Annotated in this window: 23 protein-coding genes; 12 read left to right on the top strand and 11 right to left on the bottom strand. The window is 70.0% G+C overall.

Translation table 11 applies throughout. From position 1 onward, the window contains the following. Positions 1–29: 29 nt before the first annotated feature. From BKA14_RS22615 to BKA14_RS22635, 5 genes are all read left to right on the top strand, one after another. Positions 30–1,829, top strand: coding sequence for a DEDD exonuclease domain-containing protein (locus BKA14_RS22615; RefSeq protein ID WP_184952885.1), 1,800 nt, complete (start codon positions 30–32; stop codon positions 1,827–1,829). A gap of 108 nt (positions 1,830–1,937) precedes the next feature. After that, positions 1,938–3,728, top strand: a complete 1,791-nt coding sequence (locus BKA14_RS22620) for a RelA/SpoT family protein (RefSeq protein WP_184952886.1) — start codon at positions 1,938–1,940, stop codon at positions 3,726–3,728. 82 nt (positions 3,729–3,810) lie between these two features. Then, a complete protein-coding gene (locus tag BKA14_RS22625; RefSeq protein ID WP_184956898.1) occupies positions 3,811–4,257 on the top strand; it encodes an NUDIX hydrolase in 447 nt (148 codons plus the stop codon). Further along, positions 4,254–5,087 (top strand): nucleotidyltransferase family protein, encoded by an 834-nt coding sequence (locus tag BKA14_RS22630; RefSeq protein ID WP_184952887.1) that lies wholly within the window; start codon positions 4,254–4,256, stop codon positions 5,085–5,087. The genes BKA14_RS22625 and BKA14_RS22630 overlap by 4 nt, the downstream gene beginning before the upstream one ends. A 128-nt stretch (positions 5,088–5,215) precedes the next feature. Then, entirely contained in the window at positions 5,216–5,614 is a 399-nt protein-coding gene (locus tag BKA14_RS22635; protein ID WP_184952888.1) for a YybH family protein, read from the top strand. Positions 5,615–5,620: 6 nt separating this feature from the next. On the opposite strand, the gene BKA14_RS22640 is transcribed toward BKA14_RS22635, so the two are convergent. From BKA14_RS22640 to ctaE, 5 genes are all read right to left on the bottom strand, one after another. Beyond that, positions 5,621–5,908, bottom strand: a complete 288-nt coding sequence (locus BKA14_RS22640) for an Lrp/AsnC family transcriptional regulator (RefSeq protein ID WP_184952889.1) — start codon at positions 5,906–5,908, stop codon at positions 5,621–5,623. Between the two features lie 142 nt (positions 5,909–6,050). Continuing rightward, positions 6,051–7,661, bottom strand: coding sequence for a cytochrome bc1 complex cytochrome b subunit (gene qcrB, locus BKA14_RS22645; RefSeq protein ID WP_184952890.1), 1,611 nt, complete (start codon positions 7,659–7,661; stop codon positions 6,051–6,053). Beyond that, the gene (qcrA, locus tag BKA14_RS22650) at positions 7,658–8,761 is read right to left on the bottom strand and encodes a cytochrome bc1 complex Rieske iron-sulfur subunit (protein ID WP_184952891.1); all 1,104 of its coding nucleotides are present in this window, start codon (positions 8,759–8,761) and stop codon (positions 7,658–7,660) included. Before qcrA ends, qcrB begins: the two co-directional genes overlap by 4 nt. Next, on the bottom strand, positions 8,758–9,606 hold the full coding sequence (gene qcrC, locus BKA14_RS22655; RefSeq protein WP_184952892.1) for a cytochrome bc1 complex diheme cytochrome c subunit: 849 nt from the start codon (positions 9,604–9,606) through the stop codon (positions 8,758–8,760). Before qcrC ends, qcrA begins: the two co-directional genes overlap by 4 nt. Before the next feature lie 52 nt (positions 9,607–9,658). Beyond that, positions 9,659–10,258: an aa3-type cytochrome oxidase subunit III gene (ctaE, locus tag BKA14_RS22660; RefSeq protein ID WP_184952893.1), complete on the bottom strand. Its 600-nt coding sequence runs from the start codon at positions 10,256–10,258 to the stop codon at positions 9,659–9,661. A gap of 108 nt (positions 10,259–10,366) precedes the next feature. Here ctaE and BKA14_RS22665 point away from each other — a divergent pair, with 108 nt between their 5' ends. The 4 genes from BKA14_RS22665 to BKA14_RS22680 all read left to right on the top strand — a co-directional run bounded on the left by BKA14_RS22665 (position 10,367) and on the right by BKA14_RS22680 (position 13,244). Then, positions 10,367–11,362 (top strand): cytochrome c oxidase assembly protein, encoded by a 996-nt coding sequence (locus tag BKA14_RS22665; protein WP_184952894.1) that lies wholly within the window; start codon positions 10,367–10,369, stop codon positions 11,360–11,362. A 50-nt stretch (positions 11,363–11,412) separates the two neighbouring features. Then, complete coding sequence (locus BKA14_RS22670) at positions 11,413–11,847, top strand: hypothetical protein (RefSeq protein WP_184952895.1); 435 nt, start codon at positions 11,413–11,415, stop codon at positions 11,845–11,847. Positions 11,848–11,875: 28 nt separating this feature from the next. Continuing rightward, entirely contained in the window at positions 11,876–12,934 is a 1,059-nt protein-coding gene (gene trpD, locus BKA14_RS22675; protein WP_184952896.1) for an anthranilate phosphoribosyltransferase, read from the top strand. A gap of 118 nt (positions 12,935–13,052) precedes the next feature. Continuing rightward, positions 13,053–13,244, top strand: coding sequence for a hypothetical protein (locus BKA14_RS22680; RefSeq protein WP_184952897.1), 192 nt, complete (start codon positions 13,053–13,055; stop codon positions 13,242–13,244). Between the two features lie 60 nt (positions 13,245–13,304). Here the strand turns inward: BKA14_RS22680 and BKA14_RS22685 are convergent, their stop codons facing one another. Together BKA14_RS22685 and ctaC are read right to left on the bottom strand one after the other, a co-directional pair. Beyond that, positions 13,305–13,730 (bottom strand): cytochrome c oxidase subunit 4, encoded by a 426-nt coding sequence (locus BKA14_RS22685; protein WP_184952898.1) that lies wholly within the window; start codon positions 13,728–13,730, stop codon positions 13,305–13,307. 6 nt (positions 13,731–13,736) lie between these two features. After that, positions 13,737–14,615, bottom strand: coding sequence for an aa3-type cytochrome oxidase subunit II (gene ctaC, locus BKA14_RS22690; RefSeq protein WP_184956899.1), 879 nt, complete (start codon positions 14,613–14,615; stop codon positions 13,737–13,739). Between the two features lie 250 nt (positions 14,616–14,865). Between ctaC and BKA14_RS22695 the strand changes: the two genes are divergently transcribed. Together BKA14_RS22695 and BKA14_RS22700 are read left to right on the top strand one after the other, a co-directional pair. Further along, positions 14,866–16,011, top strand: a complete 1,146-nt coding sequence (locus BKA14_RS22695; protein WP_184952899.1) for a cysteine desulfurase family protein — start codon at positions 14,866–14,868, stop codon at positions 16,009–16,011. Next, complete coding sequence (locus BKA14_RS22700; protein ID WP_184952900.1) at positions 16,008–16,220, top strand: sulfurtransferase TusA family protein; 213 nt, start codon at positions 16,008–16,010, stop codon at positions 16,218–16,220. The genes BKA14_RS22695 and BKA14_RS22700 overlap by 4 nt, the downstream gene beginning before the upstream one ends. A gap of 47 nt (positions 16,221–16,267) precedes the next feature. Here the strand turns inward: BKA14_RS22700 and BKA14_RS22705 are convergent, their stop codons facing one another. From BKA14_RS22705 to BKA14_RS22720, 4 genes are all read right to left on the bottom strand, one after another. Beyond that, positions 16,268–16,771: a P-loop nucleotide/nucleoside kinase family protein gene (locus BKA14_RS22705; RefSeq protein WP_184952901.1), complete on the bottom strand. Its 504-nt coding sequence runs from the start codon at positions 16,769–16,771 to the stop codon at positions 16,268–16,270. A 25-nt stretch (positions 16,772–16,796) separates the two neighbouring features. Next, a complete protein-coding gene (locus tag BKA14_RS22710) occupies positions 16,797–17,774 on the bottom strand; it encodes a carbohydrate kinase family protein (protein ID WP_184952902.1) in 978 nt (325 codons plus the stop codon). A 121-nt stretch (positions 17,775–17,895) separates the two neighbouring features. After that, positions 17,896–18,264 (bottom strand): iron-sulfur cluster insertion protein ErpA, encoded by a 369-nt coding sequence (erpA, locus tag BKA14_RS22715; protein WP_184952903.1) that lies wholly within the window; start codon positions 18,262–18,264, stop codon positions 17,896–17,898. 100 nt (positions 18,265–18,364) lie between these two features. Further along, positions 18,365–19,468, bottom strand: a complete 1,104-nt coding sequence (locus BKA14_RS22720) for a glycerate kinase family protein (protein ID WP_184952904.1) — start codon at positions 19,466–19,468, stop codon at positions 18,365–18,367. Positions 19,469–19,528: 60 nt separating this feature from the next. On the opposite strand from BKA14_RS22720, the gene nadA reads away from it, so the two are divergent. Then, entirely contained in the window at positions 19,529–20,707 is a 1,179-nt protein-coding gene (gene nadA / locus BKA14_RS22725; protein WP_221477296.1) for a quinolinate synthase NadA, read from the top strand. Positions 20,708–20,880: the final 173 nt, after the last annotated feature.

Consider the following 20,880-nt stretch of genomic DNA (forward strand, 5'->3'; position numbering starts at 1 on the left):
TGTCGTACCCCCGCTCTAATCTCCCCGCCGTGGCACAACCGGCATATGTCCAGGGCACTCTGGACACCCTTCTCAGCGCCGACGGCTCGGTCGAACCGGCCGCGCTCTCCCTGGCCGACACCACTTTCGTGGTGCTCGACCTCGAGACGACCGGCGGCGCGGCCGACGGCGCCGGCATCACCGAGATCGGCGCGGTCAAGGTGCGCGGCGGGGCCGAGCTGGGCGTTTTCGCGACCTTGGTCAATCCCGGCGAACGTCTGCCACCGTTCATCACCGTGCTGACCGGCATCACCGAGGCGATGCTGGCCCCGGCCCCGCCGATCGAGTCGGTGCTGCCCAGCCTGCTCGAGTTCCTGCGCGGCGCGGTGCTGGTGGCGCACAACGCGCCCTACGACGTGGGCTTCCTCAAGGCCGCCTGCGCCCGTCACGGCTACCCCTGGCCCAACCCGCGGGTGCTCGACACGGCCGCCGTGGCCCGCCGCGCGCTGACCCGCGACGAGGTGCCCAACCGCAAGCTGGGCACGCTGGCCCAGTTCTTCCACGCGACCGTCCAGCCCACCCACCGCGCGCTCGACGACGCCCGGGCCACGGTCGACGTGCTGCACGGCCTGATCGAGCGGCTGGGCAGCTATCGCGTGCACACTCTGGGCGACGCGATCGAGTTCGCCAAGGCGGTCACGCCCACCCAGCGCCGGCAGCGCCACCTGGCCGACGGCCTGCCCCACTCCCCCGGGGTCTACGTGTTCCGTGCCGCCGACGACCGCGCGCTCTACGTCGGCACGTCCAAAGACATCGCCACCCGGGTCCGCAGCTATTTCACCGCCAGCGAGAAACGGGCTCGGATCAGCGAGATGCTCGGGGCGGCCACCCGGGTCGAGGCCGTCGAGTGCGCCCACTCGCTCGAGGCCGAGGTCCGCGAGCTGCGGCTGATCGCGGCCCACTCCCCGCCGTACAACCGCCGGTCGAAATATCCGGATCGGGTGGTCTGGCTCAAGCTCACCACCGAGGCCTACCCGCGGCTGTCGGTGGTCCGCACGCTGGCCGACGACGACGCGGCCTATCTGGGCCCGTTCTCGTCGCGCCGCACGGCCGAGCTGGCCGCGGCCGGAGTCTACGACGCCGTGCCGCTGCGCCAATGCGGCCACAAGCTCTCGGTGCGCACCCCGACCCCCGCCTGCGCGCTGGCCGAGCTGGGCCGCTGTCCCGCGCCGTGCCAGCACAAGATCACCCCGGAGGATTACGCGACCACCGCCGCGCTGCCCTTCCGCGACGCCATCCACGGTGACCCGTCCCAGGTGGTCGACGCCCTGATGGATCGGATCGAGGGGCTCTCCGACAAGCGCCGCTACGAGGAGGCCGCCGTTCTGCGCTCCCGGCTGATCGCGCTGCTGCGAGCCACCGTACGGATGCAGCGATTGTCCGCTTTGACCAAGCTGAGCGAGATCGTCGCCGCCCGCCGGGACACGATCGGCGGCTGGGAGATCTCGGTCGTCCGGCACGGCCGGCTGGCCGCCGCGGCCACCTCACCGCCCCGCGAGCACCCCCGGCCGACCCTCGACGCGGTCCGGCTGACGGCAGAGAAGGTCCTACCCGGACCGGGTCCGGTGCCGGCCGCCACGGCCGAGGAGACCGAGCGGATCCTGGCCTGGCTCGAACGGCCCGACACCCGGCTGGTGGAAACTTCCGGCGACTGGGTGTCACCGGTTCGTGGCGCGGCGCGCTTCACCGCCCTGCTCAACAGGGCGGAAGCCGCCGCTTCGGGCAAAGACTCGTCCGTTCGCTCATCCGTAACTGACCGTTCGGATGACGCTCGCTCGCTTAGGCTGTAAGGCAAGTGGAATCTCCGGCCTGGTTCGCGGGGCTTCACGACGATTTGGCCCTCGGCTCCCGCGGTCCCCCGCGCGGAAGGCGACGGCCCTGCGGTTAGGGGGTGTCCAGTGGACGTCGACGCCGGCCACGGCGCCGCCCTTGGACGTGCCCTGCCGACAACCCAGCGCGACCTGTCGATCACCCAGCGGCTGCGCTCCTTCCTCAGTTTCCATGGCGACGACGACGATCCCGTCACCGTCCTCACCCGCACCCACCGGGCCGTGCACCCGTCGGCCGACGCCGGCGTCCTGCGCCGCAGCTACGCGATCGCGGAGAACATGCATCGCGGTCAGATGCGCAAGTCCGGCGATCCGTACATCACGCATCCGCTGGCCGTGGCGCAGATCTGCGCCGAGCTCGGCATGGACACGACGACCCTGGTCGCCGCCCTGCTGCACGACACGGTGGAGGACACGAGTTACACGCTCGAGGCGCTGCACGGCGACTTCGGCCCCGAGGTGACCCATCTGGTCGACGGCGTGACCAAGTTCGACAAGGCGTTCTACGGCAAGGCGGCCGAGGCCGAGACGATCCGCAAGATGATCGTCGCCGCCGGCAAGGACGTCCGCGTTCTGGTGATCAAGCTGGCCGACCGGCTGCACAACATGCGCACGCTGGACGCCCGCTCCGCGTCGTCGCGCGCCCGCATCGCCACGGCCACGCTGGACGTGCTCGTCCCGCTCTGCGACCGGCTCGGCATCCAGGCCCTCAAGCGCGACCTCGACGACGTGGTGCTTTTCCACCTCGAGCCCGATTCGTACGCGCGGATCGACGAGCACGTGCGCAACCGCCCCGGCTGGTCGGAATACCTCGACGACGTCACCGGCAAGGCGCGCTCGGCCCTGCGCCGCCAGCGGGTGACGGCCGAGGTCACGGCCCGCCCGCGGCACTACTACTCGATCTGGAAGGACACGGTGGCCGGCGGGCACGCCGTCCCCTTCGACCTGCCCCGCATCGCGGTCGTGGTCGACGGCCCCGAGACCGACTGTTACGCCGCGCTGGGCGCGATCCACGGCCAGTGGCGCCCCGTGGCCGGCCGCTTCAAGGACTTCATCGCCTCCCCCAAGAACAATCTCTACCGCTCGCTGCACACGACGGTCACCGGCCCCGACGGGCGCCTGGTCGAGGTGCTGATCCGCACCGAGGCGATGCACCGCTTTTCCGAATACGGCGTCGCCACGACGTATCGCTACCCGAAATACGCGGAGACCGCCGAGGCCTCGGGCGCCGATCAGCTGACCTGGCTCAAGCGCGTGCTCGACTGGCAGCAGGACACCACCGACGCCGCCCAGTTCCTCGCGTCGCTGCGGTGCGACCTGGCCGAGGCCCAGATCACGGTCTTCGCCCACGGGCACGCGTTCGAGCTGCCCAGCGGCTCCACCCCGGTCGACCTGGCCTACGAGCTGGGCCCGCAGACGGGTGACCAGTGCCTCGCCGCCACCATCAACGGCCGGCTGGCCCCGCTCAGCTCGCAGCTGCGCGACGGCGACGTGGTCGAGATCTTCTCCGAGAACGATCACCATGTGGAGGTGGAGCCGAACGCTCCTCGCGGCCCGCGCCGCGAGTGGCTCGGCTTCGTGAAATCGAGCCAGGCCCAGCTGCAGATCAACCGGTATTTCGACGAGAAGAACGAGCCGGGCATCAGCATCGCCGACAAGGTGCGCCTGGGCCGCGCCACGATCGGGCTGACGCTGCGCAAGCACGACCGCGGCCTGGCCAGCGAGGTGCCGCTGCGCCGCCTGGCCGAGGAGCTGGGCTATCCCGACCTCGAGACGATGCTGGTCGCGGTCTGTGAGCGCACCCTCGAGCCGGACACCGTGGTCGAGCAGCTGATCGCCCTCGTCGACCACCCTGACTAGCCCGCGGCGGGGCCCGGCTAGCCTTGCCGTTGTGAATATTCCTCGGCGCGTGCGGGCGTACGCCTATCAGACGTTCTATCGCATGCCGAGTTCCGTGCGCCGCACCGTGGCCAGCCTGGTCGCCCCGAAATACCTGGTCGGCGCGGTCGCGGTGATCCGCGACTCGGAGACGCCGGAGCCGTCGCGGCTGCTGCTGCTGCGGCAGCCGACCAAGCACGGCTGGAGTCTCCCGGCCGGCCTGCTCAAACGGCACGAGCCCGCGGCCGTCGGCGCCGCCCGCGAGCTGTTCGAGGAGACCGGCGTCCGGGTCGACCCCGACGACCTCACTCCCGGCAACCCGAACGCGATCATCCACCCGGTCGGCGTGGTCGACACCGTCTGGTTCGCGTCGGTCCCGGCGTCCACCACCCAGTTGCGCGTCGACGGCGGCGAGATCCTCGAGGCGAACTGGTTCCCGGTCGACGACCTGCCCCGGCTCACCCGCAACACCGCCCAGCTGCTGGCCCGCTACGACATCGGCCGCCCGTGACCGCGGTCTGCGGCGTCGTCCTGGCCGCCGGCGAGGGTCAGCGGCTGCGCCCCCTGACCGAGACGCTGCCCAAGGCGCTCTGCCCGGTCGGCAACGTGGCCCTGCTCGACCGCGCGCTGGCCCGGCTGGCCGCGCTGGGCCTGACCGGCCCGGCGGGGGTGGCGGTCAACGCGTGCTACCTCGGCGATCAGGTCGTGCGGCATGTCGGCGACCGGGCCCACCTCTCGGTCGAGCCGGGCGACCCGGTCGGCACGTCGGGCGGCGTGGGCCGGCTCAAGGGCTGGATCGACGGCCGCGGCGCCCTGGTCGGCAACGCCGACGCCTATCTGGCCGATCCTGCCCGCGACCCCGGCAAGGACGTCGCGGCCCTGCTCGACGGCTGGTCGGGCGAGACGGTCCGGATGCTGACCAAACCCAACCGGCCCGGCGAGACAGGCGGCTTCAGCGGCCGCCGCTTCACCGGTTTCTCGCTGCTGCCCTGGCGCTACGTCCGCGACCTCGGCACCGGGCACAGCAACCTCGTCCGTACGGTCTGGCGCCCGGCCGAAGCCGAGGGTGCTCTCGAGCTGATCAACTACGAGGGCGTCTACATCGACACCGGCACCCCGGCCGACTACCTGAGAGCCAATCTGCACGCCGCGAACGGCAGCGTCCTCATCGACCCCTCCGCCAGCGTCTCCGGCACCGTCACGGAGTCGGTGGTGGGCCCAGGAGCCCGGGTCGGTGGTTCGATCACACGCTGCGTCGTCTGGCCCGGCGCCGAAGTGGCTGCGGGCGAATCCCTCACCGACTGCATCCGTGCTCCGGGCGGGGTCACCGTGCTGGTCTGAGCGAGGCCCAGATCCGAGCAGCGTGGCCGAGCCGTGCTCCAGCCGCCGGCGCGGGCGGGACCAGGGCCCCGGCACCGCCAGCGATGAGTCTCCGGCGCGCGCCGGGTCCTACTGTCATGGTTGAACACATGCGACAGGACGAGAAGACCATCGCCGGCTTGGTGGAGCGCTGGGCGGCCGCCATCCGGGCCGGCGACCTCGACGCCGTAGTCGCGCACCACGCCGACGACATCGTGATGTTCGACGTGCCGCCGCCGCAGGACGGTGTTCGCGGCATCGACGCCTACCGCCGGGTCTGGCCGCCGTTCTTCGAGTTCATCAGGGCGGGCGCCGCGTTCGACATCGTACGGCTGGACGTGACGGCCGGAGCCGACGTGGCCTACGCCCACGGGCTGCTGCGCTGCGGCCCGGTCGGCGAGCTCGACGCCCACCCCGGCCGCCGGCTACGCCTGTCCCTGGGCTTCCGGAAGGAGAACGGCCGCTGGCTCGTGACCCACGAACACCACTCGTTCCCGATCGAGGAGTGAGGCTGGTCAGTCGGCGTCGGGCAGGCCGATCGCGAACGCGTCCTCCAGGTCGTGCTTGGAGTAGGCGCGGAACGCGATGTGCGACTCGGTGTTGAGCACGCCCGGCGTCTTCGAGATCTTGCCCGCGATGACCTCGGCGATGTCCTCGAACTTGGCGACCCGCACGATCGCGATCAAGTCGACGTGGCCCGCGACCGAGTAGACCTCGCTCACCCCGTCCAGGGCGGCCAGCGCCTCCGCGACCTCGGGGATGGAGTCGGTTGCGCAGTCGATGTGCACGATCGCGGTGTTCACCGGCGAACTCCTCAGCTGGCGGGACGGATGGTCGCGACCATGCTATCCGCCGCTGTGGCCCGCGCACCGGGACGGCCGCAAGTAGCCCGGACAACGAGCAAGGGGCCCGCCGAAGCGGACCCCTTGCTCGTGTGCTCGTGCGTTACTTACGGCCGGAGGTGATCTCCTCGCGGGTGTCACCGCTGACCGGTGGCATGCCGGGCGAGACCGGAGCCTCGGACGGCTTCTCGACCGGGAAGAAGAAACCCTTCACGGCGGGCGCCAGGGCGCCGACCCGGTTCATCTTCTTCGGGACGACCCAGCCGCCGTACTCCAGCGGGATGGGGTGCCCGTGGTCGTCGACCGGGCCGAGCGGCTGGTGCACCTCGACGAACTGGCCGTTCGGCAGGCGCCTGATGATGCCGGTCTCGACGCCGTGGGCCAGCACCTCACGGTCGTGCTGCTGCAGGCCCAGGCAGATGCGCACCGAGATGAAATACGCCAGCGGGGGCAGGACGAGCAATCCGATACGGCCGGCCCAGGTCATCGCGTTGAGGCTGATGTGGAACTTGTCGGCGATGACGTCGTTGGCGCCGGACAGCGTGGCCACGATGAAGAACGTGAACGCCATCGCGCCGACACCGACGCGCTCCGGGTTGTCGCGCGGGCGCTCCAGCAGGTTGTGGATCCGCTTGTCGCCGGACTTGCGTGCCTCGAGCCACGGCCAGAAGATCGGACCCGTGGTCAGGGCGCCCAGGCCGACCACCGCCGGCCAGAACAGCGGCGGGATGCTGTAGTCGCCGATGTAGATCTGCCAGTTCGGCATGAGCCGGACCAGGCCGTCCATGAACATGACGTACCAGTCGGGCTGCGACGCCGAGGAGACCTCGGACGCCCGGTACGGACCGAACAGCCAGATCGGGTTGATCTGGAACAGACCCGCCATCAGCGCGACCGTGCCGAAGACGGCCATGAAGAAGCCGCCCTGCTTGAGCGCGTACCGCGGGAACATGCGCTCGCCGACCACGTTGGTGTTGGTGCGCATCGGGCCGGGCCACTGCGTGTGCTTCTGCTTGAAGACCAGGCCCAGGTGGACGCTGATCAGCGCGAGCAGGCCACCCGGGATGAGCAGCACGTGCGCGATGTAGAAACGGCCGATGATCAGGTGACCCGGGAACTCGCCGCCGAAGATCGAGGCCGAGAGCCAGGTACCGACGACCGGGATCGACAGCATGATCGCCGAGGCGATGCGCAGGCCGGTGCCGGAAAGACCGTCGTCCGGGAGCGAGTAGCCGGTGAAGCCGGCCAGGAAGCCCAGGAGGAACAGGATCATGCCGATGGCCCAGTTGGCCTCGCGCGGCTTGCGGTAGGCGCCGGTGAAGAAAACGCGCGCCATGTGCACGACGATCGAAGCCATGAACAGCAGCGCCGCCCAGTGGTGCATTTGGCGCATGAACAGACCGCCACGCACCTCGAACGAGAGGTTCAGTGACGACTCGTACGCCGCCGACATCATGGTGCCGCGGAGGGCCGAGTAGCTGCCCTCATACGGCACCTCTTTCATCGACGGGTCGAAGAAGAGGGTCAGGAAGACACCGGTGAGCAGCAGGATGATGAACGAGAAGAGCGCGATCTCACCCAGCAGGAACGACCAGTGATCAGGGAAAACCTTGTTGAGCAGCGCGCGCAGCGGCGTCGCCGCCTGGAACCGCTCGTCGACGCCCTTGGCTGCATTGACCGGCGCCTGCTGGAGGTCTACTTTCCGGCGCTTCACGGCCGCTCCCAGAAGTCAGGTCCGACAGTGTCCTTGAAGTCGGACGTTGCCACGAAGAAGCCCTCCTCGTCCACCCCCAGCGGCAGCATCGGCAGACGCCGGGTGGCGGGGCCGAAGATCGGCTGGGCGTTCCGGGTGATGAGGAACTGCGACTGGTGGCAGGGGCACAGCAGGCGGTTGGTCTGCTGCTCATACAGGCTCGCCGGGCAGCCGGCGTGCGTGCAGATCTTCGAGTACGCCACGTAGTCGCCCCACATCGAGCCCTTGTTGCGGCGGTCGGCCTCGGCCGCCTCGCGGGTCGTCTGCGCGTCGTCGGCGCGCAGGTGGATGAGCAGGGTCGGCGAGTCGGCGTACTCATTGGTCGCACCGTGCGGAATGCCCGGGAAGACCGTCATCTGACCACCGGTGCTGACGTCCTCGGGGCGGATCGGCGAGCCGTCCTCCCGTGTCAGCCGGACCGGCCCGCCGTTGGGCACCGGGTCGAACCCGGTGTGGTACATCATCGGCTGGTCGTCTTTGTGCGGGTTCTCGATCAGGCCGCCGACCAGCGGGGCCGCGGCGACCAGGCCGATCGGCGCCAGGCCGAAGCCGATCGCGCCCTTGAGCAGCGGACGGCGCTGGACGCCGTTGCCGAGCTCGTCGGCGACGAACATCATCGTCTGGCCGGTGATCTTCTGCTCGTCCGTCGGGGACGCCCCGTCGTGGCGGGCCTGGATCGACACCTCGTGCGGCAGCAGCTTCTTGGCCCAGGCCAGGATGGCGAAGCCGACCGCGAACAGCGAGATGCCCAGCGTGATGCCCAGCAGCGGGGTGTAGAAGTCGCTCATCGTCTCGCCGAGCTCGAAACGCCACGGCCACCAGATGTAGAAGCCGAGGAAGGCCAGGGCGGCCAGGCCGGCGATGATGAACAGGAAGGCGATGTTGCGCACGACGCGCTTCTCGGCCTTCGAGTTCGTGCCCTGGAACTGCGACTCGTAGGTGATGATCTCGATCTCGTCGCGGCGCAGGCCCTCTTTGACGATGTCGAAACGCGACAGCCGCGGGTCGTCGATGTCGACCGGCTTGGCCTCACCGGGCGAGTCGTGGTGCAGCGTGGTCATGACTTCCCCGCAATCCACAGCGACGTGAAGACCAGAATCGTGATGCCGACGAGGAAGATCGCGACGCCCTCGGTCGACGGGCCGTAACCGCCGAGGTTAAAGATACCGCCCGGGTCGCGCTCGTCCTGGAGCTGCACCTTGATGTAGGTGATGATCTCGCGCTTCTCCTCCGGCGTGAGCTGGTTGTCACCGAAGACCGGCATGTTCTGCGGGCCGGAGAGCATCGCCGCGTAGATCGTCTCGGGAGTGGCGTCGTGCAGGGCCGGGGCGAACTTGCCCGAGCTGAGCGCTCCGCCGGCGCCGGTGAAGCTGTGGCAGGAGGTGCAGTTGACCCGGAACAGCTCGCCGCCGCGGGCGATCGCCTCCGGGTTCTCCTTCAGGTCCTCGGTCAGGTCGCCCGCGGGCAGCTGGGGGCCTCCACCCAGTTCCTGGACGTACTGGCCGATCTGCTTGGTCTGGTTCTTGTCGAACTGGGGCTTCTTCTCCTCGGCCTGAGCCTCCTGCCGGGTCATCGGCATGCGGCCGGTGCCCACCTGGAACTCGACCGACGCCGAGCCGACGCCGATCAGGCTCGGGCCGCGGTCCTCGACACCCTGGCCGTCCCGCCCGTGGCAGGAGATGCAGCTGTTGTCGTACAGCTGCTTGCCCTCTTGCGCGGTGGCCGACAGCTGCCGCGGTTCGTCGGCGAACGCGCCCGGCGCGAACGCGGTGTATACGCCGCCGGCGAGCGCGAGCGCGGCGACCATGCGCACGGCCGCTCCGAGGCGCCGCCGCGCCTTGCTGGGCGCGCCACGCCGCCGGGAGAACACCCTGAGGCGCCGGCCGGCGGGGGTGTCTGAAGTCATGGGTTGTATCCCTCTGCGTTTTGACGAGGAGCTCATGGACGGGCGTGTGGCTCTACTGCAGCCAATAGATCATGGCGAACAGCGCGATCCACACGATGTCCACGAAGTGCCAGTAGTACGACACGACGATCGCCGAGGTGGCCTGCGCCGGGGTGAACCTACCCATCGTCGTGCGGATCATGTAGACGATGAAGGCGATCAGGCCGCCCGTTACGTGCAGACCGTGGAAGCCGGTGGTCAGGTAGAACATCGAGCCGTACCCGTCGCCGTTGAGCTTGACGCCCTCGCTGACGAGAGTGCGGTACTCGTTCGCCTGCCCGAGCACGAAGATCAGGCCCATCACGAAGGTGATGGTGAACCAGCGCCGCAGCGCGAACACATCACCCTTCTCCGCCGCGAAGACGCCCAGCTGGCACGTGACCGAGGAGAGCACCAGGATCACCGTGAACGTCGTCGCGTACGGCAGGTCCAGATGCTTGGTGTGCTCTTCCCACATGCTGTAGTCCGCCGCGCGGATCGAGAAGTACATCGCGAACAAGGCCGCGAAGAACATGAGCTCGCTGGATAGCCACACGATCGTTCCGACGCTGACCATGTTCGGTCGCGTCAGCGAGTGGATCCTGCTCTTGTCGATGGCTGAGGCCGCTGTCACGGGCTCATTATTGCTCCGCGATCAGTCCAACGTGCTGCGGGGGGTCGAATTCGCCGCACGAGTTGCAGCCCGGGAAGAAGGGCACCGACCGGATAGGCCTAGCCTCGAGTGGTGCACCTAGCCGAAACGACCACACACGCCGCTCCGGGCAGCGATAATGTTCTTCCGCCGTTCACGCCGGGCGTGATCTTCACGGAGCTCCACCTGGGCAGCCTGATCGCGTTGTTCCTGCTGATCGCGGCGACGCTGTACGGCTACGGCGTCTACCGGCTGCGCCAGCGGGGCGATCACTGGCCGGTGGGCCGCACTGTGGCGTTCGTCGCCGGTGGACTCGGCTCGATCGCGGCGGTCGCCGTGACCGGCATCGAGGCGTACGACACCACGCTGATCTCGGTGCACATGGTGCAACACATGGTGCTCTCGATGGTGGGACCGATCTTCCTGGCCCTCGGCGCACCGGTCACGCTGGCCCTGCGCACGCTGCCCGCCGCGCCCCGCAAGAAGCTGCTCGCGGTCGTGCACAGCCGGGTCGCCCGCGTCCTGACGTTCCCGCTGGTCGCGTTCGGCATCTTCGTGGCCAACCCGTTCGTCCTGTACTTCACCGACCTCTACCGGCAGACGCTGCTGCACCCGTGGCTGCACGAGTTCGTCCACGTCCACTTCATCGTCACCGGCTGCCTGTTCTTCTGGCCGCTGCTGGGCCTGGACCCGCTGCCCGGCCGCTGGCCCTATCCGGGCCGCGCGCTGCTGATGGTGCTGTCGGTGCCGTTCCACACCGTGCTCGGGCTGACGATCATGCAGAGCGCGACGCTCCTGGCCGGTGACTACTACCCGAGCCTGGGCCTGAGCTGGCTCGACCCCAAGGCCGACCAGGTCACGGCGGGCGGCATCCTGTGGGCCGGCGGCGAGATCGTCAGCGTCACCATGCTCGGCATCCTGGTGCTCCAGTGGGTGCGCCAGTCCGAGCGCGAGGCCCGCCGGATCGACCGCGCGCTCGACCGGCAGGAAGCCGAGGAGGCCGCCGAGCAGGCCCGCAAAGATGAAGCCAGGATCACAAACGGGGCCCCCGCCGACACCGCCGGACCGGGGTCCGACACCGCGTAAACCGGTCCGTTACGATCGGCGGGCACCTACGACGTGAACCGGGGCACATTATGAGCGACGAACCGACTCAGTACACGGTCCTGCTGTACAGCGACGACGCCGCCGTGCGCGACCGCATCCGGATGGCGATCGGGGTGCGCCCCGCGGCCGACCTCAAGGTCGAGTTCGCCGACGCCGCCACCTGGGAAGACTGCCGGGATCTGCTGGACAAGTACGAGATCGACCTGATGGTCCTCGACGGCGAGGCGTCGCCCGCGGGCGGCTTGGGCATCGCCCGTCAGACCAAGGACGAGTACGCCACGCCCCCGCCCGTCTGCGTCGTCATCGCCCGGGCCGCCGACCGCTGGCTCGCGGCCTACGCGCAGGTCGACCAGACCCTGGTCGCGCCGCTCGACCCGGTCACCACCGGGCAGACCGTCGCCGCCATGCTCCGCGCCCGCCGCAACGGTGCGATCCCCCTGGGCACGCTCGGCACGCTGGGTTAATTCCCCGACGAACGAAAGGGCCCCCGCTGTGGGCGCACGCACCTGGCCGAACCTGACGAGTGCCCTGCTGCGGGGCGAGGAGCTCGGAACCCCCGACACGGCCTGGGCCATGGGCGAGATCATGGCCGGCAACGCCACCCCGGCCCAGATCGCCGGGTTCGCCATCGCGCTGCGGGCCAAGGGCGAGACCCCGGGCGAACTGGCCGGCCTGGTCGAGGCCATGCTGGCCAACGCCACGCTGGTCGAGCTGCCCGAGTCCGTGCGCACCGACGCGGTCGACGTGGTCGGCACCGGCGGCGACCGGGCCAACACCGTGAACATCTCCACGATGGCGGCGATCATCACAGCCGCCGCCGGTGTGACGGTGGTCAAGCACGGCAGCCGGTCCGCCTCGTCCAGCACCGGCACGGCCGATCTGCTGGAGCATTTCGGCATCCCGCTCGACCTCGGTCCCGAGGGCGTGGTGAGCACGGTGACCGGCGCCGGCGTGGGCTTCTGTTTCGCGGCCCGGTTCCACCCCGGCATGCGGCACGCCGCCGTCACGCGGCGCGAGCTGGGCGTGCCCACGTTCTTCAACATGCTGGGCCCGCTGACCAACCCGGCCCGCCCCACGGCGGCCGCGGTCGGCTGTTTCGATCTGCGGATGGCCCCGGTGATGGCGGCCGTCTTCGCCCGGCGCGGCGACTCGGCGCTGGTGATGCGGGGCGAGGACGGGCTGGACGAGTTCACCACCTCCGCTCCCACCCGTCTCTGGCAGGCCAAGGACGGTCAGGTCACCGAGCACGTGATCGACGCCGTCGAGCTGGGCCTGCCGCGCAGTGAGCCGGGCGCCCTGCGGGGCGGCGACACGCCGTTCAACGCCGACGTGGCCCATCGGACGTTCGCCGGCGAGCCCGGCCCGGTGCGCGACGCGGTGGTGCTCAACGTGGCGGCCGCCCTGGCCGCGCACGAAGGCTTCCCCGGCGACCTGAGAGACACGCTGCGGGCCGGAATAGCCCGGGCCCAGGCAACGATCGACTCCGGCGCCGCGACGGCTCAGCTGGCCCGCTGGGTGGATGCGGCGCAGAAGGCCAAAGCCGCCGAGTAGGCCCTCGGAGCAATTTCACAGCGGACACGCCGCCGCGAATGCTCCCATATGCCTGATTTACGTGGCAGCGTCGGAATCAGTTTCGGGTAATCACCTTCCGGCGAAGAGGAGGCCACCCGTGTCGTATCAAGAACCCCGCTGTGTCATCTGCGACAGCGACATGATGTTCGAGGTGCCGGCGACCCCGGACGGCGAGGTCGAGGAGCTGGTCTGCCGTCGCTGCGGCGCCGCCGAGGTCGTCACCCCCGTCGTAGCCCACCTGTGGCCGGGGCGCACCCCGGTCCTCCCCCAGCAACGCCGAGCCGCCTGACAACGAACACGACGAAGCCCGGCGCCCCATGAGGGTGCCGGGCTTCGTCAAATCTTCGGCTCAGTGCTCGGCGGGGTGCCGCGTGCCCGTGTAGTACTCGAAGATCATGGCGCTGGACGAGACGATGACCAGAATCAGGCCGAAGGCGACCAGCCACCACATCCAGAACACCAGGCCGAGGCCCGCGATCGTGGCCGACAGGGCAATGCCGAACGGCCAGTAGCTGCCCGGGCTGAAGAAGCCGATCTCGCCCGCGCCCTCGGCGATCTCGCCGTCCTCACGGTCTTCCGGCCGCAGGTCGATGCGCCGGGCGACGAACCAGAAGAAGCCGCCGCACATCGAGCAGAGCAGTCCGGACAGGATCAGCGCGACAGTGCCGACCCACTCGACGTGGGTGCCGGTGCCACGGGTGTAGAAGCCGTAGACGATGGCCGCTCCGAAGAGGAAGACGGCGACGCCGACGAAGATCTTGTATTCGGTACGCACGTTCCCCTACTTCCCGGCCGTCGCGGCCGCACCGGTGCCGGCGGCAACCGCGCCGTTCTGGTTCCAGCCGTTCTTCTGGCGCCGCGAGTCGAACGGCTCGGTCGTGGTGGCGTACGCCTGGTCGCCGGTGAACCCGATCGCGGCCATCGCCTCCTGCGTGGAGGACCCGTCCCGCTTGGCCGCCAGGAACTGGTCGAACCGCTCGGGAGAGACCACCACGAGCTCGAAGTTCATGAAGGCGTGATAAGTCCCGCAGAGCTCGGCGCAGCGGCCGACGTAGCGGCCCTCCTTGTCGAGAGTGATCTCGAAGGTGTTGCGCACGTTGCCCGGGAAGACGTCCCGCTTGAACAGGATCTCGGGGACCCAGAACGAGTGGATGACGTCCTTGCTGGTCTCCTCGAACCGGATCTTCTCGTTGGTCGGGAGGACCAGGATCGGGATGACGTCGGAGGAGCCGACCGTCGAGGCGACCGTGTTGGCCTCGGCGCCCATGCCGTCGCGGTAGTTGAACTGCCAGTTCCACTTGAACGCGACGACCTCGACGACCTGGTCGGGGTTCTTCGAGAGCTTGTCCACGTCGGTCTGCACGATCGCCGTGTAGTAGAAGAGGATCGCCACGATCAGCACCGGGGTGACCGTGTAGAGGACCTCCATCGGCATGTTGAACCGGGTCTGCACGGGCAGCTCGTCGCCGCGCTTGCGGTACCGGATGATGCACCAGAAGATCAGGCCCCACACGAAGACGCCGACGACCAGCGCCGCGATCGTCGAGGCGATCCACAGGTCGTACATCTTGTGCGCCTGCAGGGTGATGCCCTTGCCGGGCCATCCGAAGTGGCCGAAGGCGTTTCCGACGCCCTCAAGGGAACATCCCGAGAGCAGCATCAGCAGCGCCGTGCCGCTGAGGCCGAGCCCGGCGATCCGGACTGCAGCTCGCGACCGCGCGGCCGAACTCTTTGCGCTCACCTGCTTTTGCCTCCTTAGCAGCGCCGCCTCCCGCCCGAAACGGACACGAGTGGCCAGGCGTTACCGACGGTCGCACACTACTCGACCAGGCCCTGACACACCTTTGCGGGGGTCCGATCTTCGACCGTGCGCGTATACCCCTCGACAATCGGACGATACCGTTCCTGGGGTGGAAAACACGGGCGATCCCGCTGGTCCGGTCGCGTACCTCGACGCGGCCACCGCAAGTCCGCTGCATCCGGTGGCCCGCGAGGCCCTGCTGGCCGCGCTGGCCGACGGCTGGGCCGACCCCGCGCGCCTCTATTCCGCGGGCCGGCGGGCCCAGCAGCTCTCCGACGCCGCCCGGGCCGCGTTCGCCGAGGTGCTGGGCGTACGTCCCGACGAGGTCTCGTTCTGGCCCTCGGGCACGGCCGCCGCGCAGGCCGCCGTCCTCGGGGCACTGGCCGGGCGGGCCCGGCAGGGCGACACGCTGGTGCATTCGGCGATCGAGCACTCCGCGGTGCTGCACGCGGCCGCCCGCGGCAAGGCGGTCGAGGTGGGCGTGGACCGGCTGGGCCGGCTCGACCTCGACGCCTGGGAGCGGGCCGTGTCCGCGCCCGGGGTCGCGCTGGCCGCCCTGATCAGCGCGAGTCACGAGGTGGGCACGGTGCAGCCGGTCGCGGCGGCCGCGGCGTACTGCGACGAGGCGGGGGTTCCGCTGTTCGTCGACGCCGCCCAGTCGGTGGGCCGGGCCGACGTGCCGCCGGGCTGGTCGCTGCTGAGCGCGAGCGCGCACAAGTGGGGCGGCCCGCCCGGCGTCGGCGTGCTGGTGGTCCGCAAGGGTGTGCGCTGGATCTCCCCGTACCCGCAGGATGATCTTTATCGCCCCGGCCTGCCCGGCAGCGCCGACCTGCCCGCCGTGGTCGCCGCCGCGGCCGGTCTGCGCGCCGTCCGGGCCGAGGCCGCGACCGAGTCCGTACGGCTGAGCGCGCTCGTCGGCCGCATCCGCGCGCGCGTGCCCGAGCTGGTGCCGGACGTGGAGGTGGTCGGCGACCCCGACGAGCGGCTGCCCCACCTGGTCACGTTCTCGTGCCTGTACGTCGACGGCGAGGCCCTGCTGCACGCGCTGGACCGGGCCGGTTTCGCCGTCTCGTCCGGCTCGTCGTGCACGGCGTCGACGCTGCGGCCCAGCCACGTGCTGGAGGCGATGGGGGTGCTCAGCCACGGCAACGTCCGGGTCTCGCTGCACCGCGGCACGACCGAGGCCGATGTGGAGCGGTTCCTGGCCGTGCTGCCGGGCCTGGTCGAAGGCATCCGGCGGGAGGCGGGGATGTGATCGAGCTGGACTGCCGGGGCCAGAAGTGCCCGCTGCCGGTGATCCGGCTGGCCCAGAACATCGGGCGGGCCGAGATCGGCGACGTCGTCCGGGTGCTGGCCGACGACCCGGCCGCGGCCAACGACATCCCGGCCTGGTGCCGCATGAAGAAACAAGAGTTCGTGGGCTCGCCGGCGCCGCACACTTTCGACGTGCGCCGGCTCAGCTGACGCAGCCCGTTCCACCACCCCGGCCGGCAGCCGCCCCTTTGCGCGGACTAGCGGCTGATGTAGCTGACGATCGCCTCGACCGGTTCGGCGGCCAGGTGCGTGTCGACGACCAGGCGCGGGCCCAGATACGGCTCGTACTCGGCCTGGCGTTCCAGCACCCGCACCCAGTCGGGCACGCCGTCGTGGTCGCGCGCCTCGAACCGCTTCTCGACCCGGCGGCGGTGCTCGGCGTCGTCGCCCACGACCACCTCGACCACCCGCAGCGGCGCGCCGGCCCGCTCGGCCACGTCGATCCAGAGCTGACGGGCCGCCCTGACCGGACTGACCGCGTCGATGATCACGTGGTGGCCGATGCGCAGCTGCACCTCGGCCAGCGCGGCCACCGCCCCGTACGCGGCGAAACCGGGTCTCGGCTCGACGACCTCGTAGCGCTGGAGCGCGGAGTCGACGGTGTCGACCGCGAGCACGCACGCGGGCAGCTCGGTGGCCACCCGCGCGGCGAGTGAGCTCTTCCCGACACCGGGCAGACCGGCGAAGACCGCTAGAACCATGTCTCCGATCAGACCATGCGCCTGGTCAGGCCGGAAGGTAGGCCCGGATCTCGGCCGCCGCGTCGTCGCCGTAGGAGTCGGCGAAACGCTTGGCGAAGTCCTCGGCGCGGACGTCGTACTCCTGGGGGCCGACCGACTCCAGCACGAGCGCGGCCACCAGCGAGCCGACCTGGGCCGCCCGCTCCAGGCCGAGCCCCCACGAGACGGCGCTGAAGAAGCCGGCCCGGAAGCCGTCGCCGACACCGGTCGGGTCCTCGGCCAGCACGTCGCGCGCGACCGGCACGTGGATGCGCTCGATGTCGCGGCCGGTGATCTCGACGCCGTCCTTGCCGAGCGTGGTGACCCGGATCTTGACCTGCTCGAGGACCTGGTCGGAGCTGAGGCCGGCCTTGGTCTCGAGCAGCGAGCGCTCGTACTCGTTGGTGAGCAGGTAGTCCGCGCCGGTGATCAGGGTGAGCACGTCGCTGCCGTCCATGCGGGCCAGCTGCTGCGACGGGTCGGCGGCGAACTTGAAGCCCCGGGCCCGGCACTCCTGCGAGTGGCGGATCATGGCGGCCGGGTCGTTCGCGCTGATCAGCACGAGGTCGAGCCCGCCTGCGCGCTGGTCGACCGGCGACAGCTCGATGTTGCGGGCCTCGGCCATGGCGCCCGCGTAGAACGAGGCGATCTGGTTGAGGTCGTCGTCGGTGGTGCAGACGAAACGGGCCGTGTGCGCGACCTCGCTGACGTGCACCGAGTCGCAGTCGACGCCGTGGCGCTCGAGCCAGGACCGGTAGTCGGCGAAGTCGGCGCCGACCGCTCCGACCAGGATCGGCCGCAGACCGAGCTTGCCCATGCCGAACGAGATGTTGCTGGCCACGCCGCCGCGCCGGACCACCAGGTCGTCGACGAGGAACGAGAGCGAGACCTTGTGCAGCTGGTCGGCGATGAGCTGGTCGGCGAACCGCCCCGGGAAATGCATCAGGTGGTCGGTGGCGATCGAACCGGTCACGGCGATCTTCATGAGGGCCCTCGGGTTTTTCGGGAACGGGGGGCTTACGTACGCAGCCTACCGGCTGGTTACGCGCAGCAGGCCGCCCCGTTAACGGGACGGCCTGCTGAGAAGTCTCGCGGTGTGGCGTGGATCAGTGGAACGAGTCGCCACAGGCGCAGGAGTTCTGCGCGTTCGGGTTGTCGATCGTGAAGCCCTGGGCGTCGATCCGGTCGGCGAAGTCGATCGTGGCACCGGCCAGGTAGGGCGCGCTCATGCGGTCGACGACGACCTCGACGCCACCGAAGTCGTTGACCACGTCACCGTCGAGCGAACGCTCGTCGAAGAACAGCTGGTAACGCAGGCCGGAGCAGCCACCGGGCTGGACCGCGATGCGCAGGCGCAGGTCGTCACGGCCTTCCTGCTCGATCAGGGCCTTGACCTTCACCGCGGCGACATCGGTCAGGAGGACAGTGGTCGGGGCGGTCGCCTCGGCCGACTCGGTGTGCGATTCAGTGGTCACTGCGTTATCTCCCTGCAAGTGCGGACAGATCTGCCGTACTGGCCAACGCTAGCCCCATTCCCGAAGATTCCCAATCCGGGTGGCCCAGTTCACCCCCGGCTCAGCGGCTCCACTGGTGGCTCAAGCGTTCGGCCAGCTCACGCAGCCCTTGGGCGGGCTCGGCGAGCGCCAGTTCGGTGCTGCCGAAGTGGTCGGTGAGGGAATACGTCTCGGTCACACCGGCCGCGGCGGCCTCCCGATAGCCCGTCTCGTTGCGCCCGGCCAGCACGACGCAGGGCAGTCCGCGATCGCGGGCGGCGCCGGCGATGCCGGCCACCACCTTGCCGCGCAGCGACTGGTGGTCGAAAGATCCCTCCCCGGTGATCACCAGGTCGGCCGCGTCGAGCTCCTTCTCGAGCCCGATGGCCGTGCTGACCAGGCCGATCCCCGACACCACGCGCCCGCCGAGGGCGATCAGGGCCGCACCGATCCCGCCCGCCGCGCCGCCACCGGGCACCCGCTGCAGATCGTCCACCCCGAAAGCCTTCTCCAGGACACCGGCGAACTGCTCGAGGGCGGCGTCGAGGCGATAGACGTCCTCGCGGCTCGCGCCCTTCTGCGGCCCGAACACGTTGCTCGCGCCCTGCAGGCCCGTCAGCGGGTTGTCGACGTCGGTGGCGGCGACCAGGCTGACCTGCCGCAGCCGGGGCACGCCGCCCAGCGCGGCGGCGGCGTTGAGATAGGCCCCGCCGTACGGGAGGGCGTAGCCGGCGATGTCGACCGGCGGGGCGCCCAGCGCGGCCAGCATGCCCGCCCCGGCGTCGTTGACCGCGGAGCCGCCGAGGCCGATCACGACCTCGGTCGCGCCCGCCTCCACCGCCGCCGTCAGGAGCAGACCCAGCCCGTACGAGGAAGCGGTGTTGGGGTCTCGCTCCTCGGCCGTCAGCAGGTGCAGACCGCAGGCGTGCGCGCTCTCGATGTAGGCAGTGGGGCCGGAGAGCAGGATCTCGCCGTCGACCGGGCGCCCGAGCGGGTCGACCGTCGGCACCGGGACGCGGCGGCCGGGCAGCGCGCTCGCGAGCACCTCGACGAACCCGGGGCCACCGTCGGAGAGGGGCCGTTTGATCAGGTCGTCGGGCTTGGCCCAGCCATCGGCGACCGCGTCGGCGACGTCGGGGGCGGACAGGGTGCCGGCGAACTTGTCCGGACAGATCAGTACGCGCACGCGTACGAGTGTGGCAGGCCACTGTTCACGGAGCCGATACCTGTCCCGCGCTGTGCGACGATGGCGAATGTGACGTCGACCTGGACCGAACCCTCGAACACCGCCACCGCCCTGCTCCTGCTGGGCCGGGGCACCGACCCCGCCTCGGAGCGCGGCGTGGAATGCCCGGGCGACCTGCCCGCGCCCAGCGACCCCGGCCTGGTCGCCCGCGCCACCGCCGCCAAGGCCGCGCTGGGTGACCGCGTCTTCGTGCTCGGCCACCACTACCAGCGCGACGAGGTCATCCAGTTCGCCGACGTCACCGGCGACTCGTTCAAGCTGGCCCAGCAGGCCGCGGCCCGGCCCGGCGCCGAGTTCATCGTGTTCTGCGGCGTGCACTTCATGGCCGAGAGCGCCGACATCCTGACCGGGAAGAACCAGCAGGTCATCCTGCCCGACCTGGCGGCCGGCTGCTCGATGGCCGACATGGCCGTGCTGGGCCAGGTCGAGGCGGCGTGGGAGCGCTTCGAGGACCTCGGCATCACCGGTGAGATCGTCCCGGTGACCTACATGAACTCGTCGGCCGACATCAAGGGCTTCGTGGGCCGCAACAAGGGCGTGGTCTGCACGTCGTCCAACGCCAAGCGCGCCCTGACCTGGTCTTTCGAGCAGGGCAGCAAGGTGTTCTTCCTGCCCGACCAGCACCTCGGGCGCAACACGGCCGTACTGGAAATGGGTTTCGGCCTCGACGACTGCGTGCTCTACGACCCGCACAAGCCCGGTGGCGGCCTCACGGACGATGAGCTGCGCAACGCCCGCATGATCCTGTGGCGGGGGCACTGCTCGGTGCACGGCCGCTTCACGCTCGACAGCGTGCGCGAGGTGCGCGAGCGGGTGCCCGGGGTCAACGTGCTGGTGCACCCCGAGTGCCGCCACGACGTCGTGCGCGCGGCCGACCAGGTGGGCTCGACCGAATACATCATCAAGGCCCTCGAGGCGGCTCCGCCCGGCTCGGCCTGGGCGGTCGGCACCGAGCTCAACCTTGTGCGGCGGATGGCCCTGGCCCACCCGGACAAGCAGATCATGTTCCTCGACCGAACGGTCTGCTACTGCTCGACCATGAACCGGATCGACCTCCCCCACCTGGTGTGGGCGCTGGAGGAGCTGGTGGCCGGCCGCGTGCCGAACGTCATCACCGTGGACGAGGAAACCGCCGCCAACGCGCGTGTCGCGCTGGACCAGATGCTCGCACTGCCGTAACGCACCGTGATCAATAAGATCCGCTGAGCGCGACCGCACCTTTCTGTTGTCTTAATCATCAGGGTTTCGTGCCGGGTCGGGCGTTTGACGACTGGCGCGTCTGTCACTCAGCGCTATGCTTCCCCGGTTGCAGAAACGGGTACCCCCGCCCGGTCCTGCCCCCTCGATCATTC

The organism is Paractinoplanes abujensis (genome assembly GCF_014204895.1).
Classification (GTDB): Bacteria; Actinomycetota; Actinomycetes; order Mycobacteriales; family Micromonosporaceae; genus Actinoplanes; species Actinoplanes abujensis.